Genomic DNA, 16,195 nt, shown 5'->3' with positions numbered 1-16,195 from the left:
AAATGCCAGGGAGAGGAACTTGACCGATCTATTCACGACAAAGCCCAAGCCTCCCTTGGCCGAACTCCTGCGGCCCAAGACGCTGGATGAATTCGTCGGGCAACGGCACTTGCTCGGCCCCGGCAAGCCGCTTCGTCTCGCGTTCGAGGCGGGCAAGTTGCACTCGTTCATCCTCTGGGGGCCGCCAGGCGTGGGCAAGACCACCCTGGGGCGCCTGGCCGCCAGTGCGACCGACAGCCGATTCATCGCCATCTCGGCCGTGCTTGCCGGGGTGAAGGACATCCGGCAAGCCATCGACGAGGCCCAGGCAGAACTGGACAACCATGGTCGATCGACGGTGCTTTTCGTCGATGAGATCCATCGCTTCAACAAGGCGCAGCAGGATGCCCTACTGCCCCATGTCGAGTCGGGGCTCCTGACCCTGGTGGGGGGGACGACCGAGCATCCGGGGCTGGCGGTCAATTCCGCGCTGCTCTCGCGCGCGCAGGTCTATACCCTCGAACCGCTGTCCGGCGACGAACTGAACCAGCTCTACGAACGCGCACTGCCGCATCTCCAGGGCGTCACGTTGGACGCGGACGCGCTGGATCTGCTCAAGGGCTTTGCCGATGGCGATGGCAGGCGCTTCCTCAATCTGCTTGAGCAGGTGACGAATGCTGCGTCGGGCGCGGGCAAGGCCGTGGTCGATGGCGAGTTTGCCAAACTGTCCACCAGCCCATCACTGCGCAGGTTCGACAAGGGCGGCGACGAGTTCTACTGGCAGCTCTCCGCCTTCCACAAGTCGCTGCGGGGCTCCGACCCCGACGCGGCCCTGTACTGGCTGGCCCGCATCCTCGACGGCAGCGGCGACGTCAGCCAGGTGACGCGCCGCATGATCGTGGTGGCCAGCGAAGACATCGGCAATGCCGACCCGCAGGCGCTGCAACTGGCGCTCAATGCCGCGCTGGCTTATGAGAGGCTGGGTTCCCCCGAAGGCGAAATACCGATTGCCCACGCGGCGACCTACCTTGCTGCCGCCCCCAAGTCGAACGCTGCCTATGCCGCCTGGAACAAGGCGAAGGCCTTCGTCAAGAACAACGGCTCCCTGCCTGTGCCTCTCCATCTTCGCAATGCGCCGACGAAGCTGATGCAGCAGATGGGGTATCACGAAGGCTACCGCTACGCCCATGACGAGCCCAACGGCTATGCCGCTGGGCAAAGCTACTTTCCCGAGGGCGTGGCGCGGCCGGGCTGGTATCAGCCAACGGACAGAGGTGTTGAGCGCAGGCTGGGAGAAAGGCTTACTTGGCTGCGCTCGCTGGATGATGGGACGCTGCCAGAGGCGGACGCCTGACTGGTCGTCTCCGAAACCGGCTCATCGCGACTTCACGAACTACAGGAACAGGATAAGAACATGTCAGCCACTTCTTTCGGTGCATCCTCGGCGAAGATCAGCCGGGGACGCGTTGCCCGCTATCTGCGCACGGAGTCTGGTGCTGCGGTGCTGCTGGTGATCGTCACGGTCGTGGCGCTGGCGTGGGCGAACTCGCCGCTATCCGATGCCTATTTCGAGTTGTGGCACCTGGACGTCGGGTTTGACTTCGGGCCGCTGGGCCTGCACATGGACCTGCATCACTGGGTCAACGACGGCCTGATGGTGGTCTTCTTCTTCCTGATCGGCCTGGAGGTGCGTCAGGAGTTCGCCCACGGATCGCTCCGGGATCGCAGCCGTGCCCGTCTCGCTCTGATCGCGGGGGTCGCGGGTGTCGTGCTTCCCGCGCTGGTGTATGTCCTGATCGTGGGGCTGGCCGGAAGTGAGGGCCTGCACGGGTGGGGGGCGGTGGTCGGCACCGATACGGCATTCATGCTGGGCACCCTGGCGATCGTCGGCCCGCGGCTATCCGGTCAGTTGCGCGTGTTCCTGCTCACCCTGACCGTGGTCGATGACTTCCTCGCCGTGTCCATCATCGGCATCGTCTATAGCGATGAGATTCGGATCGTCCCGTTGTTGATCGCCCTCGCCAGTCTCGTTGCGTTGTGGCGGCTAGGGCGCACCCGCCAGTGGCGGGCAATGCCGTATGTGCTGATCGTGATCGTGCTGTGGCTCGCAACCGTGTACTCCGGCATCCATGCCTCTCTCGCCGGGATGGCCGCGGGGCTGCTGATCCCCGCCTACGCGACGCAACGTCACAAGGTCGTCGCGGCAAAACAACTGTTCCGCGACTTCTGGCAGTCTCCGAGTGCCGCATCGGCCCGCGCGGTGGACTGCGGGCTGTCCCGGGGTATCTCGGTGAACGAGCGATTGCACGAGTTCCTGCGGCTGCCGACGGCGCTGCTGATCGTGCCGGTGTTCGCCTTGGCGAACGCCGGAGTGGACGTGCGTGGCGGGCTGCTCGCCGAGGCCTTCGGCTCGCCAGTCACGTGGGGCGTCATCGCAGGGCTCGTGCTCGGCAAGCTCCTGGGCATCGGGCTCATCACTCTCATCGCCGTCCGTCTCGGCCTGGGCCGGCTGCCCGAGGGCGTCGGGGTGGGCAGCGTGTTCGGTGGTGCGGCACTGTCCGGGATCGGGTTCACCGTGTCGCTGCTGATCATCGGGCTCGCGTTCGGCACGACCTCCGACTTGGGCCGCCAGGCGACGGTCGGCGTGCTCGTGTCGATGGTGTTCGCCACGTTGCTCGGGTGGCTGATCTTCAAGGTCGCCGCCCAGCGGTGGGGTGAGAAGACCGCTGACCTGCCGATGGTGCTTGAGCCACCGGTCGATCCGGAGATCGATCACATCCGCGGGCCGGAGGACGCCCAGCTCACACTCGTCGAGTACGTGGACTTCGAGTGCGCGTACTGTGCGCACGCCACCGGTTCGTGGGACGATCTGCGCGCCCACTTCGGGGACGACCTGCGGTATGTGGTGCGCCATCTGCCGCACCACCCGCACGGGCCGATTGCCGCGCGGGCGTCCGAGGCAGCGGCGAACCAGGGGATGTTCTGGCCGTGGCTGGACTTCGTGTTCACCCGTCAGCATGCGCTGGAGCGCGAGCATCTGATCGGCTACGCCGCCGAGCTTGGGCTCGACGTCGAACGGTTCATCGCGGATCTCGACAGCACCGCGGTGATCGAGCGTGTCGAGCGCGACCTCGCCAGTGCCGTCGCCAGCGGTGCGCACGCCACGCCGACGTTCTTCGTCGAGGGTCGTCGTCTGCGCGGCAGCTACGACGCCCGCACTGTCACCGCGGCGCTCGAAGCCAGTCGCCGCGGCCCCCGAACTCAGGAAGTCCCGTCCTGAGCGGGACGAACTACAGGATAAGAACATGCCAAACAATTCTTTCGGTGAATCCTCTTGTACCGCTGCGGCCAGCGGCATGGTGGAAGTGCGCGGCGCGCGCGAGAACAACCTCAAAGAGGTGGACGTTTCCATCCCGCGTAACGCGCTGGTGGTGTTCTCCGGCGTTTCCGGCTCCGGCAAGTCCTCGCTGGCCTTCGGCACCATCTACGCCGAGGCGCAGCGGCGCTACTTCGAGTCGGTGGCCCCCTATGCGCGGCGCCTGATCGACCAGGCCGGCGTGCCGGACGTCGATGCGATCGACGGCCTGCCGCCGGCGGTGGCGTTGCAACAGCAGCGGGGCTCCAGCAACGCGCGTTCCTCCGTGGGCAGTGTGACCACCCTGTCCAGCCTGGTGCGGATGATGTATTCGCGCGCCGGCGCCTACCCAGCCAACCAGCCGATGCTGTACGCCGAGGATTTTTCGCCCAACACGCCGCAGGGAGCGTGCCCGACCTGCCACGGCCTGGGCCATGTGTACGAGGTGACCGAGGCCATCATGGTGCCCGATCCCTCCCTGAGCATCCGCGAGCGGGCGATCGCCTCCTGGCCCCCCGCCTGGCAAGGCCAGAACCTGCGCGACATCCTGGTCAGCATGGGCTACGACGTTGACCGACCGTGGAAGGACCTGCCGAAGAAGGACCGCGACTGGATTCTGTTCACCGAGGAAACACCGACAGTGCCGGTGTACGCCGGCTTCACGCCCGCCGAGACCCGCACGGCGCTCAAGCGCAAGATGGAGCCGAGCTACATGGGCACCTTCACCGGCGCCCGGCGGTATGTGCTGCACACCTTTGCCAATACCCAAAGCGCACTGATGAGAAAGCGCGTGTCCCGGTTCATGGAGGGCAAGCCGTGCCCCACCTGCCACGGCAAGCGGCTCAAGCCCGAGGCGCTGTCGGTCACCTTCGCCGGCGTGGACATCGGCGCGTTCATGCAGATGCCGCTGGACCAGTTGGCGGCCTTGCTCGAACCCATTGCCCAGGGCGATTTCCGCGCCCATGCAGCGGGGGCGGCTACGGACAAGGAAGCGACCCGACGCGACCGTGCCGAACGCGCGGCCTCCGGCCGTGCCGTCCATGCGGTATCGCCCGACGTGCGCCGCACCTCCGCGCTGTCGGAAGAAAAGCGCCTCGCCGCGCAGCGCCTGGCCGGCGGTGTGATGGCGCGCCTGCGTCAACTGCGTGGGCTGGGCCTGGGTTACCTGACGCTGGACCGGGCCACGCCGACGCTTTCGGCCGGCGAGTTGCAGCGCCTGCGGCTGGCCACGCAATTGAGTTCCCTGCTGTTCGGTGTTGTGTACGTGCTCGACGAGCCCTCGGCGGGGTTGCACCCCTCCGACAGCCAGGCGCTGTACGACGCGCTCGACCGGCTGCGTGACGCGGGCAACTCGGTGTTCGTGGTCGAGCACGACCTGGACCTGATGCGCCGCGCGCAATGGCTGGTGGATGTGGGGCCGGATGCCGGGGAGCGTGGCGGCCGCGTGCTCTACAGCGGCGAGCCGGACGGCCTGCGCAAGATTGCCGAATCGCGCACCGCCCGCTATCTGTTCGACGAAATCGCCGCGCCGGGAAGCCGGGCACGCGAAGCGACCGGCTGGCTGGAGCTGCAGGGCATCCATCGTCACAACCTGCATGGCGTGGACGCACGCATTCCGCTGGGCGTGCTGACGGCCGTCACCGGCATCTCCGGCTCGGGCAAGTCCAGCCTCGTCGCGCAGGCGCTGCCGGAGCTGGTGCTACTGCACCTGGGCCACGAGCCCGAGGACGACGCGGCCGAAAGCGCCACCAGCGAAGGGCCGGCAGTGATCGAAGCGACTGGCGGTCATCTGGCGGGCGACGTGGACGCCATACAGCGCCTGGTGCAGGTGGACCAGAAGCCGATCGGGCGCACGCCCCGGTCCAACCTGGCCACCTACACCGGCCTGTTCGACCACGTGCGCAAGCTGTTCGCCGCCACGCCCGATGCGCGACGCCGCCGCTATGACGCCGGGCGCTTCTCGTTCAACGTGGCTAAGGGGCGTTGCGAGACCTGCGAGGGCGAGGGCTTCGTCAGTGTGGAGTTGCTGTTCATGCCCAGCGTGTACGCCCCGTGTCCGACGTGCCATGGCGCACGCTACAACGAGGCCACGCTGAAGGTGCAATGGAACGGGCGCAACATCGCCGAGGTGCTGCAGATGACCGTGGACGAAGCCAGCGAATTCTTTGCGGGTGAAGACGCCGTGGCCCGGCCCCTGCAATTGCTGCGCGATATCGGATTGGGCTATCTGCGCCTGGGGCAACCGGCCACGGAACTTTCCGGTGGCGAGGCGCAGCGCATCAAGCTGGCGACCGAGCTTCAGCGCAGCCAGCGCGGCCGAAGCCTGTACGTGCTCGACGAGCCAACCACCGGGCTGCATGCGTCCGATGCCGACCGGCTGCTGGTGCAGTTGCAGCGCCTGGTCGATGCCGGCAACACCGTGGTGATGATCGAGCACGATATGCGCGCGGTGGCTCAGGCCGATTGGGTGATCGACGTGGGGCCTGGTGCAGGCGCTGCCGGCGGCAGCATCGTGGTGGCGGGCTCCCCTCAGCAGGTGGCCCGAACGTCTGGCAGCCGAACCGCTCCGTTCCTTGCGCAGGAGTTGGCGCGGGCCGAGTAGCTCAGTTCGCCAAATGTTGCCAGCTTTCGCGGGGTATTGATCGTCGCCAAACGACGGTGGCGATCAATGCCCGAATCGCGTCATCCTTCCTGAGTCAGAGCAAGATAGGGATTGTTGGGCGGTATTTCGGGGAATGCCAAGGACCCATCTTCAAGGAGGTAGCCATGCAGTCGGCGGGACTTCCTCGGGCCCGTGACTTCACAGGTCCAAATGTTCAGGCCATTGGGGTGCTTGCGATGTAGCTGCAGCTTCTCGAAGCGCTTCTGCACCCACTGCCAATCCTGTTGATTCTCCTGCTTGGCGAGCGCGGCCACTTCGGGATGCTCCTGCGCATAGCGTTGGAACACACCCGGGCTGACCAGGTAGGCCGTGTCATTCACCGTATGCACGAGCGCCTTCGCGTCGTTGATGATGAGCCGTCGTGAGGTGATTCCCTGCTTCAGCCAAACCATGAACTGTTCCGTGGATGGCTTCGTTGCCGATGACCCAGGCGTAGGCGCGGGTACAGGTGATGGAATGGACGTCGCGGCTGTTGCTGGCGCGGGAGGGTGGAGGAACTCTTCGGCATCCTGTCCAACGCCGGCCGACTCACCTAAGCCCACCATCGCGAGCAAGTCCTCCATGACGTCGGGCACGGGCTGGGCCGCGGGCGGTGAAACGATGGTGGTGCTGTCGTCCTCCCAAATTGGAGGCTCTTGACCTCCCTGCGCTGGGTTCACCGAGACGGTTGGCACGGGAGCCGACATGCTGGCGTCGTTTTCTGCGGGCGTCGCGTCGATCTCTACCGTGCCTGCGAAAGGTGCTGGTCGCTCGCCAGACTCCCAGATCAGCGCGGGAGCGAGACGCAACAGGGTGAACGAATGGGACCAGCCGGTCGTGCTGGTGACGGTCGCGCGCCAGACCGCTTTGCCGTCCGAGGTGGGCTGGAGCATGCCGTGGTCCTGCAGCACGTTGAACACGGCGGTGTTGTTCGCAGGAATGCCATCGATCCCCTGAGACAGGAGGTGTGCGCGCAGTTTGTCCGAGACCGTCTTGCTCACCAGCCACAAACCATCCTCGGTGAGCCAGCCATCGGAGGCTTCCGGCTGGTTCAGCTTCAACTGTTCCTTGAGCAGGTAGCGCAACCCGTCCAGCAGCTTGCGTTGCAGTGCGTGCTTAGGCGCGGCCATGGCGCGCGCCGGATCGCCGCCCAGCTCCTGGGCCACCGACGCCCGGTCTGCTTGCACGACGAGTTCCCCCAGTACACCGGCATGTTCGTACTGACCGGCCAGCACATAGAGCAGCGGTGCCCAGAGAGCCGGATAGTCGCTGAGCCAGTCCAGGACGTGGCGGTCGAGCAGTTGGCGATAGAGCAAGCCTGTTGCGGCGCTGTGCAGGCGGTATTCGCGGTCGTCACGGTAGCGAAATCGGTACGCCTGGTGCAGCGGGCCATGCCACGGATGCCAAGTACTGCCGTCGGCCAGTTCGACGTGTAGATCGACGGCGATCTTGCCAATATCGTGGAGCAGCGCAGCATAGGCGACGGCGGCGGTCCAGGCTTCGGACTGCGCCGCCTGGTCTTCGGGACTGGCACCGATGGGCAGCAGATGGGACTGCCGCAGTTTCAGGCTGTAGGCCACGATCTCCAGGCCGTGGTCGAGCATGCCGCCCGGATAGGCATGGTGATGCGCTTCGGAGGCCGGAAAGGCTTGGACCAGTTCGGCGTAGCGTTCCAGGGGCGTGCGGTACAGGGTGACGAATTGCCGGTGTGAGAGCGACGTGCGCTGCCAGATGTGCTCCAGCAGCTTCTGCCGGCGTGGGGTGGCCAGCAGCGATGCGGCCGACTCAGGACGCAGCAGCCCTTTCGGGAGGTCGGTGACGGGTGATGGCGTCGGTGCGGCAGCGACCGGGGGCCGTTTTCGCTGGAACAGGGAGAGCATGTGAGGTGTCCTAATGACGGGCCGACCGGGAGGCCTTTTGGCCTTTTCGAGGTAGGGCCTTTCCCCTTGCACCCCATTCCCTTGCCATTTCGACCCTTTGGCCTTTAACCGTTTCGGTATAGCGGGGCCTGGATCGCGGCTCCACCGTCAATGTGGAACCCGCTCGAATGCATTGGACGGCGACCAGGCGCTGGCCTCGGTCTATGCTGCGAAGGCGCTGCTTCCGCCGGGTAGGTTGCTTTCTAGGCGTCAAAGTTGACAAACGCGACAAAGGCGACTAGAGTGAAACCTGTCTCAAACCTACTTGGGAGATGACCATGCCCACTGCCATTGAATTCATTGCCGACCGTCTGCCGCGCGTCACGGTGGAAGATGTACGCCGCTTCGCGGATACCGTCGAAATCCGGGATGCCACGGCTTTCGCGGCCGAGTTGCAGGCGTTCGTCCACGAGCGCGTGGAAGCGGTAACACTGCCCGCCAACTTGCAGGGGGAGACCGTTGGGCAGGCCCTTGCACGCAAGGCGGCCGCGCTGCGCGCCGACACGCGCTGGGCACCGAATGAAACCGACGTCCAGCGAGGCCGTGCGGTGCTACTGGAAACCTTCAACCAGCCGCACAACCTGCCGCCCGCGGAGTTCGCCAAGCTGGCGGACAAGTCGCGCCAGCAGATCTACAAGGACATCCTCGCGCGTCGGCTGCTGGCGCTGAACGTGGGGCCGCGCGGTCAGAAGCTGCCCGACTGGCAGCTCGACCCGGTAAAGCAGCAGTTGACCCAAACCGTGCTTCAGGAGGTCGAGGGTATCGATCACTGGACGATCTACCGCGCACTGTCCGAACCGCTCGAAGGCTTGGGCGGTCGCTCGCCGGTGGATGCGGTGACGCATGGCACGATCGACGCCGTGGCCGAGGCCGTGTTTAACGTGCTGGGCGTTCAGGTGCATTGAAGCGAGACTGCCATGAACCACGAGCTGCCTTCTTTTCTGATCGATGCCGGTGAACTGCTCCAGCATGTGAGCCGCGTCGTCTATCGGGGCAGCCCGCTGTACTATGGTCGCAGCAGCACCAATCGCTACGACGACCCGGCCCGAGCCTACGGCGTGCTCTACCTGGGGCGCGACCTGCCCACGGCGTTGATGGAGTCGGTGTTTCACAAGCATCAGTGGCTTGATGACGCGAAGCGCTCGATCGCATTGAAAGAAGTCCAGGGCAGGATGGTGCGCGCTGTAGGGGTGGTGGCCGACGTGCTTCTGGCCGATCTCACGGCACCGAGCGTCATGGCGGGCTACTTTGGCCTGAACCTGGAGCAGTTGGCCAGCCGCGACTACACGCACACGCAGCAGGTGTCCGCTCAGGTGCATGCGATGGTCGGCGACGACGGCCAACCTCTGTTCGACGGAGTGCTCTATCCGTCGCGCAACAACTATCCCGCCAAGAGCATCGCCCTGTTCGAGCGTGCGGGAGCGAAGGTCAGCGTCATCGAGGACATCGATCTGGTTGACCATGTGGATTGGCCGCGTTTCGTTGCCACCTACCGCATCGGCGTGGAACCCGACCCGGGCCCGGTGGAACCGGATGACGAAGCGTCCTGAAGCAGCGAGAAAACACATTGAAGCCTGAAACGGAATGAAGTGGAGCACCCTGGAATAGACATCCCTCAGTAGCAGGAGACGACCATGAACACCACAACTCGTACCAGCACCGCAGAACGTATCGGCCGCGCATTTGGCCGTGTATGGCGTGCCTATGCGCGTGGCGAACGGCGGGTATCGAATTGGTTGATGGTCAAAGGGGTGCCTTCGGTTGGTGCCACAGTGCTGCTGTGGGCGGTCAAGCTGGCTGTGCTGGGCGCGCTGCTCTACGTCGCCTTCTGGTTCGCACTCGTGTTGTTGGGAGTCGTGGTGGCGGGATGGGCTGCTGCTGCCAATACCTCGGATGAAGACGAGTGGCCTTTCACCGACCTCACCGAACTGCGCAAGACGCCGGGCTACGATCCCAACCTGTACAACGATACGTCGCACGAGTTGTACACCGACGACTGACCGGCGCCGCGCTACTTCAGCTTACCTCCGGTAAGGGCCCCAGCGCCCTTACCGCCTGCTTGGCCGGCACTCTTGCTGCCATCCGAAAGCCCTTGGATGACGTGTCCAGCCCGAATCCCAACCCAAGTAAGGCTCGCAAGCCAAAAACCCGGCAAGACCAGGAACATCGTGCCCATGACGAACATCAGGAGCAGGTCGCCAAAGGCATTGTTCAACCCCACCAGCGGATCGAAGTTAGTGTGCGGCCGGTTCCAGCCGAAGCCCCACCCATAGAGCGCATCGAGGATGGTGCTGTCGATCCAGCGAGCGAGTTGGAACCAGAAATCGGTGAAGAACAGCGCGAACTGCACGACGCTGACGGTGACGACCGTCTTCAGGTCATAGGTGCCGACGACCAGCACGAGCGGGATGCAGATGACCAGCGCCATCTTGAGCAAGGCAAGCACCATGGGCAGCGCCTGGCGCACCACGTCCATGGCAGGGAATGCGGCAAGTGCCCCGACCGCCATTCCTACGTCCCCCGTGGCCCGCGTCACGATGTTCGGCAGGGTCTTGTCGATCTGGCCGCCGTAGTCGGTATAGACCGAACCCTGGTTGAGCTTCTGCTGTCGCGGTGACGCGATGGTACGGACCACCGAATCGTCCACCTCGGTACGGCTGAGGAACCCGGCCCAGCCCGCCAAGCGATTCAACAGGCTGGGGTCCACCTGGCTCAGCAGCCGTGCTCGCAGGCCGTTGCTGCCATCGGCCCACCACTGCCTGCAAGTCGGGTAGCCGCCGCCACTGGCCACCTGCGCAAGCCCTGCGTCGCGAGTGTCGTCATAGGGCCATGACTCGCGCGCCGTGCTGGAGCGGTAGCTGTCGTAGTAGCCGCCGGTGTCCGTGAAAAACCTCGAACCGATCCATGTCACGTCGTTCATTTGAGCTTCGTCCAGCTCCGGTCGCGCCATGAACAATTTAGCGCGTGCTGGCCCGTAGCAGTCGTGTGTGAAATCGGCCACTTCCTGAGCCAGCACCGGGTCGTTGATGCGGGTAGCGTCGATCTCCATGCGCATCTGTCGCAGGTCTGTTCCGCACGGGATCGCTGCCACCGAGGCACTGGTGACGGCGCGCGAGAGCGCGTGCATGAATGCCCACCAGACCGGCACCTTGGCACTCTGGTTGTTGATGGTGCTGAAGGACTGGGACCAGCCGGTATCCGTGGGCTGCGGCACGCTGACCTGGCATTGAGCCGAGCGCGAGCTGTCGTACTGAATGGTGTTGAGGTCCACGTCGATGAAGGGGATGCCGGCGAACATCACGACCACGATGGCGACGAACACCCGGTTCTCAATGCGTGCGGCCGAGAGCACGCCCTTATTGCCTTCGTCTGCACCCTCCCCACGGGCCTTGAGCCATTCCTGCACGATGATCGCCACGAAGGGCAGTGCGAATACCCCGCTGGATACCAGTACCGCCCAGATGCCGTTGTTGACGATCCAGGAAACCAGGGTCAGGTAGTACTCCAGGTAGTCGGTCGCGAAAAGCGTCATGGCTCGGATCTCCCCTCAGCCCTGCATCAACAGGCTGGCTTCAAGCGCCACGATGGCAACGACGCCGGCGATCTCGCTGCGCACCAGGCGGCGCCGCGCTTGCGCGTCGTCCTCGCGCGCCAGCAGTCGGCGACGCATCCAGACCCAGCCGTAGGCCGTCGCGCCGTACAGGCACAGCCGCCAGACCAGGAAGTAGCCCGCTGCTGCCGCCAGCCAACGCTCCCAGCCTGCGACGCTTCCGACGAGGTAGATGCCAACGATGTTGGCGCACACGGCGACGGCCGCGAGTACCACCGTCCACAGCAGCGCCTTTGCTGCGCGCCGGCTGAACAGCCAGCGCGGGCGCAGCCAGGCCGCACGCATCGGGCTCATGGCCGGCCTCCCGGATTGCCCTTCTGCAACTGATCGAGGCGGTCAGGCACCGGATCGCCTTCGTAGATCCCACGCGAGCCCGCCGCGCGCGTGCCGTGGCGCTGGATGATCGCCATGGGCGAATTGTTTGCCAGCTCCCGGCGCAGCTCCAGCTCGGTCTTGAGGTTGCGGATCTCGCGATCGAGCGTGTCGCTCTCGTGGTTCACAGCTTCCACGGCGAGCTGGTTGGCCGCCACGTTGGGCTCTTTCTTGCCGGTCAGCAGCGTGCGTTGCAGCAGTAGCGCTTTCTCCAGCACCGACGCCAGCGCAACCTCGGACGCCAGGCGCTGCGACAGCAGGTGCTGGTCCGGCTCGTCGCGCAGTGCCTCGATCACTCCGCGTGTGATGGGCAGCGACGCGCTGCCGGCCTCGCGCAGGTTTTCGGGCGTCGTGTTCTTCGCCTTGGAGACCAGGTCCTGGAGCGCCTGCAGCTTGGCATCGTACTCATCCTGGATCAGCGGCGTCAGCCCGACGCCGGGCACCGTCTCCGTCTTGGTGCAGGCGTCGCAGGTGCGCTGCTCCTTCTCGCCGAGCACCCGCGTCGCCCACTCGACGGCCGCTTGCGGCGTGGTCCAGGTCTGGCACGACAGGCTCGCGCAACTTGCCGGTGCGATTGCCGATGTGTCGGTCACACCGCGGCCATTGACCAGGTTGTAGCCCGCGCGGGTGACGTCGCCGACCACCTTGATCGCGGGCTGACCGGAGCCGCCGGCATTGCTTCCCCCGACCCAAGGCACGCCGTCGTTGCCACGGCGCGTCTCGGCTTGCTCGACGGCCGAGACGGCATCCGTGCTCGAAACAGCATCGCGCAGTGCCAACCCCTCTGCCATCTGGCTCCAGCCGAGCTGGCCGCCGGCCGTTTCGGCCATCTTTTCGGCCATGGCGCGGCACGTCAGCTTCGAGCGGTCGAAATCCAGCCGCGCTTGCAGAACGCCGTTGGTGAGCAGGTTGTAGAGGCCCGGATCAGCCCGTTGGATGATCAACGCCGGCAGGGAGGCCACAGCACTCGTAGCACTCTGGATCACCGAGGACATGATCTGCTGAAAGCCATTGGTCACGCCGTTGAGCTGATTTTTCAACGTGGTCTGGATGCTCATGTCACCGCAGATCAGATTGCTGTTCCAGCCGACACCCACGCCGAGCGAGCGCATGCCGGCTGCGCGACCCATCGAAACGGCGCTGCCGCCGCCGATGGAGTACATGACGTCATCGCCGATGACGTTGCCGCTGGTCTGGTAGCCCAGTTGGCCCCAGGCCACGCCGCTTGCCAGAACCAACGCGCCGGTGAGCGCCAAACAGATCCTCTTGCCACGAGCCGGAGGGGAGAACTGCATAGAGTCGAAACGCTTCATCGCGGCACCTCAAAGGAAATCAACGCTTCCAAGGAACACCTGTCCACGGCGTTCGCAGCAGGCATACGGCCGCCACAGTGCCCAGGCGTAGTCGCCTTGCTGGGCCTGGGTCAGGAAGCCGGTGCGTGGGAAAACCGTGCAAGACGAGGACAGGACGGGCGTGAGTTCCTGCCACTTGCCAGTCGAGGCATCACCCTCCATCAGCGCGCCGGCGGGCCAGTAGCCATCGCGGGCGTTGGCAAGCAGCGGCTGGTACACGTGCAACTGCCCCCGGCGAGTGACGATATCTCCCGCACGCTGGGCCACCACGGCCCCCGATTTGTGGTCGTCGGTCTGGTGCAGGAAGCCGCCGCGGGGATACACGTTGCCCCAAAGGTTCATCGTGGTGCGTGCGCCGACCTCGCGCATGCCGGGAATCAATGCCTCCGGGTAGGCCATCTCGGGCACGTTGTAGCGCCAGGCAAGCGTGTCCAAGGTGCTGAGCAGATACGGCATGAATGCCGTTCCTGCGCCCTCGCAGAAGTAGCCCGAGGACGAAACAAACTGGTTGAACACCTCGACGCCGGGATGGCCGATCACGTCGGCGTTCTTGAATTTCGCAAGATTGTTTTCGTGATCCTCGTTCGTCGTTCCATCGCCCCCCGCTTGGGCGGACGGATTGGCCGTACTCATCGCCCGGACTTCGACCCACGGGTTCTCGCCCGTGTTGCTGTAGCTGGAGACGACCGCATCGGGGATGTAGTGGCGCACCTTGACAGAGGTGCGCACCGTGCATCCTCCCCAGGTGCAGTAGAGCCAGTAGCAGATACCTACCACCCGGTACTCCAAGCAATCGGGCGAGGCCACCGAGGCAACGATGGCGGTGGTGTTCAAGGCGTAGCTACCCGTGGCGCTGAGCAGCAGCAAGGAAGCCACGCCGGCCCGCATGCGGCGCATCAGGTCGAATGGTCGCGTCATGGCTGGGTCCTCCGACGCTGCTCGATGCGCGCGACAGCGCGGGCCACATCCGGCTCGCCATAGACCACGTAGCGCTGATCCACCACGACAGCCGGGATGCTGGTGATGCCCAGGCTCCATGCGTCGGTGACGCCCTGGTATGCGGAAGCGATGCGGCGCTGTAGGTCGGCGCCGCCTTGGCTCAGCCGACGCTTGACGGTGGCCGCCGCCTGTTCGGGGGCGGCGGGCAGTTCCGCAGAAAGCTCCGCTTCAATCCGGCGGGCTTCGTCCAGCTCGATCAGCCGCTCGCCGCCCATGGTCTTGACCGGGTGGTGGCTGTCGGTGACGACCAGTACGTCGGCTGCGAAGGCGACGGGGCTGAACACGGCCAGGGACGCCGGCAGCGCCACGACGAGACCAAGGGTTCGCCAGCCCGACGCGAACGTGGAAAAGGATGCCGGCATGTCGCGTGCCCCGAAAGTTGATCAGGGCCATAGTCAAACGCGAACCCGATGCCACCCCAACAAACAATGCGCATCGCGGGCTGCCCGCATACCTGCTTGTCCCGCGCCATAAAAAAACGGAGGCCGAAGCCTCCGCGGGGATCAATGAAGCAATGCGACCGTTACAGCAGGCCTGACTCCGCAAAGGAGAACGGGGAACCTTGGCCTACGATGATGTGATCCAGTACCCGTACATCGATGAGCGCCAGCGCGGCCTGCAGTTGCTGGGTCAGCACACGATCCGCGCTCGACGGCTCGGAGATGCCCGAGGGGTGCTGGTGCGCGAAGACCACCGCGGCGGCGTTCAACTCCAGCACACGCTGTACGACGACACGTGGATAAACAGAAGTCGAGTTGATCGTGCCCCTGAACAATGGCTCGTAGGCCAGCACCTGGTGCATGCTGTCCAGGAACACAGCGGCGAATATCTCGTTGGGTTCAGCGACCAGTTTCACGCGCAGATAGTCCCGCACAGCGGCCGGTCGGCTGAGGCACGGTCCAGCTTTGAAAACCCGCCTCTCCAGCAGCACGATGGCTTGCTGGATGATCCAGTCCTCGTGTTGGGCAGCGGTGACGGAAAGCGACTCCGGGCAGGAGTCGTTGACGACAAAAGACATGGCGAACCTCCAGACGGTGAGATCGGAGGGCGCGCGCCCTAGGAGGGCCAGCCCTCCTAGGGAACGAACAAGGTGCATCCATCACCGCGGCAGCGGCGATCGTTCGCGACCAGGATGCGAGGCGAACGGGTTGCGGTCAGCGCAGCGGACTGCGCCGTAGCCTTGAAGACCGGGGCTACCTGGGCATGTCGCCGACGACGTCGGCAGGCATTTCGGATGTGGGTGTGCCGGTCGGACCGTCAGCCGTCAGCATGTCCATGGCAGACAACAAGGCGTCGCCCTCGATTGGTCCCTGCAGCAGGATGGCCTGGCCCGTCTCGCGATCAAGCAGACGCAGTGACGGTGTGGCGGTAACGCCGCTCTTGGTGGCTTCCGCGGCCTGGGCGCGGATAGCGGCACTGGACCTTTCGCTTGACATGCACTGCTCGATGGCTGGCGTCGATTCGGGGTAGCGCAAGCCATCCGGCAAGCCCAGGCCGTCGCTGCGCGTGTGGGCATAGACCCATTCGACCGCCTGCCAGAACGCGGCATGCCCGCCAGCTTCGGCTGCGCATTCGGCCAGACGTGCCTCGGCCGACGCGGCCGGCTCGTGCGCGGCTAGCGGCTGGTGGTGCCATTGCAGCGCCACGTCGGCGTTGGTGCCCACCCACCGTTTGAGCTGCGGAAAATATTCCCGGCAGAACGGGCACTCCAGGTCGGCATAGAGCGTCAGCGTGAAACGGCCTTTGGGGTTGCCCATTAGCCAGGGCGGCCCGGCCACCGGTGCCATGCTGACCGGCGTGGGCGGCTGCGGCGGGGATTCGCCGGGCGACCTCGGCACAAGCCAGATCAGCAGCAGCGCGACCAGCACAGCAACCAATGCCCAGGGCCAGCGGGGCCGCCCGTTGCGGCGGCGGAACGCCTGGACCTGCATCGGAATGGAAGGACGTTTCTGTTCCATGGCGTTCTCC

Annotated in this window: 14 protein-coding genes; 6 read left to right on the top strand and 8 right to left on the bottom strand. The window is 65.2% G+C overall.

Translation table 11 applies throughout. The features are described 5' to 3' along the window. Positions 1-19: 19 nt before the first annotated feature. The 3 genes from ACYVIT_RS25695 to ACYVIT_RS25685 are packed head-to-tail and all read left to right on the top strand — an operon-like array spanning position 20 to position 5,936. A complete protein-coding gene (locus tag ACYVIT_RS25695) occupies positions 20-1,333 on the top strand; it encodes a replication-associated recombination protein A (protein ID WP_009459628.1) in 1,314 nt (437 codons plus the stop codon). A gap of 60 nt (positions 1,334-1,393) precedes the next feature. Beyond that, complete coding sequence (gene nhaA, locus ACYVIT_RS25690; RefSeq protein ID WP_019726351.1) at positions 1,394-3,259, top strand: Na+/H+ antiporter NhaA; 1,866 nt, start codon at positions 1,394-1,396, stop codon at positions 3,257-3,259. 25 nt (positions 3,260-3,284) lie between these two features. Beyond that, positions 3,285-5,936, top strand: a complete 2,652-nt coding sequence (locus ACYVIT_RS25685; protein WP_019726350.1) for an excinuclease ABC subunit UvrA — start codon at positions 3,285-3,287, stop codon at positions 5,934-5,936. An 80-nt stretch (positions 5,937-6,016) separates the two neighbouring features. On the opposite strand, the gene mobH is transcribed toward ACYVIT_RS25685, so the two are convergent. Further along, positions 6,017-7,855: a MobH family relaxase gene (gene mobH / locus ACYVIT_RS25680; protein WP_019726349.1), complete on the bottom strand. Its 1,839-nt coding sequence runs from the start codon at positions 7,853-7,855 to the stop codon at positions 6,017-6,019. Between the two features lie 317 nt (positions 7,856-8,172). Here mobH and ACYVIT_RS25675 point away from each other — a divergent pair, with 317 nt between their 5' ends. The 3 genes from ACYVIT_RS25675 (at position 8,173) to ACYVIT_RS25665 (ending at position 9,894) form a co-directional block, all read left to right on the top strand. Then, on the top strand, positions 8,173-8,799 hold the full coding sequence (locus ACYVIT_RS25675) for a hypothetical protein (RefSeq protein WP_009459635.1): 627 nt from the start codon (positions 8,173-8,175) through the stop codon (positions 8,797-8,799). A gap of 12 nt (positions 8,800-8,811) precedes the next feature. After that, on the top strand, positions 8,812-9,444 hold the full coding sequence (locus ACYVIT_RS25670) for an RES family NAD+ phosphorylase (RefSeq protein ID WP_009459636.1): 633 nt from the start codon (positions 8,812-8,814) through the stop codon (positions 9,442-9,444). An 84-nt stretch (positions 9,445-9,528) separates the two neighbouring features. After that, positions 9,529-9,894: a DUF3742 family protein gene (locus ACYVIT_RS25665; protein WP_009459638.1), complete on the top strand. Its 366-nt coding sequence runs from the start codon at positions 9,529-9,531 to the stop codon at positions 9,892-9,894. An 11-nt stretch (positions 9,895-9,905) separates the two neighbouring features. Here the strand turns inward: ACYVIT_RS25665 and ACYVIT_RS25660 are convergent, their stop codons facing one another. The 7 genes from ACYVIT_RS25660 to ACYVIT_RS25630 form a co-directional block, all read right to left on the bottom strand. Next, a complete protein-coding gene (locus tag ACYVIT_RS25660; RefSeq protein ID WP_019726345.1) occupies positions 9,906-11,426 on the bottom strand; it encodes a conjugal transfer protein TraG N-terminal domain-containing protein in 1,521 nt (506 codons plus the stop codon). 15 nt (positions 11,427-11,441) lie between these two features. After that, entirely contained in the window at positions 11,442-11,798 is a 357-nt protein-coding gene (locus ACYVIT_RS25655; protein ID WP_009459645.1) for a hypothetical protein, read from the bottom strand. Then, on the bottom strand, positions 11,795-13,189 hold the full coding sequence (locus ACYVIT_RS25650; RefSeq protein ID WP_009459646.1) for an integrating conjugative element protein: 1,395 nt from the start codon (positions 13,187-13,189) through the stop codon (positions 11,795-11,797). The genes ACYVIT_RS25655 and ACYVIT_RS25650 overlap by 4 nt, the downstream gene beginning before the upstream one ends. Positions 13,190-13,198: 9 nt before the next feature. Further along, positions 13,199-14,146, bottom strand: coding sequence for a TIGR03756 family integrating conjugative element protein (locus ACYVIT_RS25645; RefSeq protein ID WP_019726343.1), 948 nt, complete (start codon positions 14,144-14,146; stop codon positions 13,199-13,201). Next, positions 14,143-14,589, bottom strand: a complete 447-nt coding sequence (locus tag ACYVIT_RS25640; protein ID WP_009459649.1) for a TIGR03757 family integrating conjugative element protein — start codon at positions 14,587-14,589, stop codon at positions 14,143-14,145. Before ACYVIT_RS25640 ends, ACYVIT_RS25645 begins: the two co-directional genes overlap by 4 nt. Positions 14,590-14,750: 161 nt before the next feature. Continuing rightward, positions 14,751-15,245 (bottom strand): RadC family protein, encoded by a 495-nt coding sequence (gene radC / locus ACYVIT_RS25635; RefSeq protein WP_009459650.1) that lies wholly within the window; start codon positions 15,243-15,245, stop codon positions 14,751-14,753. Positions 15,246-15,420: 175 nt separating this feature from the next. Beyond that, positions 15,421-16,185 (bottom strand): DsbA family protein, encoded by a 765-nt coding sequence (locus tag ACYVIT_RS25630; RefSeq protein ID WP_009459652.1) that lies wholly within the window; start codon positions 16,183-16,185, stop codon positions 15,421-15,423. Positions 16,186-16,195 lie beyond the last annotated feature (10 nt).

It is taken from the genome of Bordetella muralis (genome assembly GCF_054781015.1).
Note: the sequence above shows the minus strand (reverse complement) of the source record. Positions and strands in the feature narration are given on the sequence as shown.

Excerpts from the sequence above, each read along its gene's own strand:
- nhaA (WP_019726351.1), top strand. The coding sequence starts at position 1,394 with ATGTCAGCCACTTCTTTCGGTGCATCCTCGGCGAAGATCAGCCGGGGA.
- ACYVIT_RS25685 (WP_019726350.1), top strand. The coding sequence starts at position 3,285 with ATGCCAAACAATTCTTTCGGTGAATCCTCTTGTACCGCTGCGGCCAGC.
- mobH (WP_019726349.1), bottom strand. The coding sequence starts at position 7,855 with ATGCTCTCCCTGTTCCAGCGAAAACGGCCCCCGGTCGCTGCCGCACCG.
- ACYVIT_RS25675 (WP_009459635.1), top strand. The coding sequence starts at position 8,173 with ATGCCCACTGCCATTGAATTCATTGCCGACCGTCTGCCGCGCGTCACG.
- ACYVIT_RS25670 (WP_009459636.1), top strand. The coding sequence starts at position 8,812 with ATGAACCACGAGCTGCCTTCTTTTCTGATCGATGCCGGTGAACTGCTC.
- ACYVIT_RS25665 (WP_009459638.1), top strand. The coding sequence starts at position 9,529 with ATGAACACCACAACTCGTACCAGCACCGCAGAACGTATCGGCCGCGCA.
- ACYVIT_RS25660 (WP_019726345.1), bottom strand. The coding sequence starts at position 11,426 with ATGACGCTTTTCGCGACCGACTACCTGGAGTACTACCTGACCCTGGTT.
- ACYVIT_RS25655 (WP_009459645.1), bottom strand. The coding sequence starts at position 11,798 with ATGAGCCCGATGCGTGCGGCCTGGCTGCGCCCGCGCTGGCTGTTCAGC.
- ACYVIT_RS25650 (WP_009459646.1), bottom strand. The coding sequence starts at position 13,189 with ATGAAGCGTTTCGACTCTATGCAGTTCTCCCCTCCGGCTCGTGGCAAG.
- ACYVIT_RS25645 (WP_019726343.1), bottom strand. The coding sequence starts at position 14,146 with ATGACGCGACCATTCGACCTGATGCGCCGCATGCGGGCCGGCGTGGCT.
- ACYVIT_RS25640 (WP_009459649.1), bottom strand. The coding sequence starts at position 14,589 with ATGCCGGCATCCTTTTCCACGTTCGCGTCGGGCTGGCGAACCCTTGGT.
- radC (WP_009459650.1), bottom strand. The coding sequence starts at position 15,245 with ATGTCTTTTGTCGTCAACGACTCCTGCCCGGAGTCGCTTTCCGTCACC.
- ACYVIT_RS25630 (WP_009459652.1), bottom strand. The coding sequence starts at position 16,185 with ATGGAACAGAAACGTCCTTCCATTCCGATGCAGGTCCAGGCGTTCCGC.